Consider the following 441-nt stretch of genomic DNA (forward strand, 5'->3'; position numbering starts at 1 on the left):
GGGCGCGAGTTGGATGTCCTCAGATCCGTCCGCCATCACGCCACCTCATCCAGTTTCGATTGCAGCGCTTCGCCTGCATCGGCGAGCCGCTTGCCGAAGGACTCGACGACCGACAGATCTCCCTCGGTCTGGTTTCCATCGACATAGGCACGCGCATATTTGTACGCGGCTTCGATTGCGGCTTCAGCCTTGTCGAGCGTGTCGAGCGTCGGACGTAGCGAGGCGATGGGTACGTCGAGAATATAGGCCAGTCGGTCGGCGTCTGTGCCAAAGGCTGGTTCGTCAGCCAAAAGGTAGTTGGCGAGCCGTTCCCAGTTAGCACTGCTCTCATCGAGGAGGCCAAGCTCTTCCAATCGGGCACGCGACTTCACATAATCCTGGCGCTCGACTGGCGCCGCTTGCACCAGCGCGGTTACCGTTCGCTCCAGCGCATCATCGACC

Annotated in this window: 1 protein-coding gene; it reads right to left on the reverse strand. The window is 60.8% G+C overall.

Annotated elements, in window-relative coordinates:
* Positions 1-35: 35 nt before the first annotated feature.
* The coding region (locus EN780_RS39580) for a hypothetical protein (protein ID WP_189557197.1) at positions 36-441 on the reverse strand (406 nt) is incomplete at its 5' end.

The sequence above is a fragment of the Mesorhizobium sp. M4B.F.Ca.ET.089.01.1.1 genome (genome assembly GCF_004022605.1).
GTDB classification, from domain to species: domain Bacteria; phylum Pseudomonadota; class Alphaproteobacteria; order Rhizobiales; family Rhizobiaceae; genus Mesorhizobium; species Mesorhizobium abyssinicae.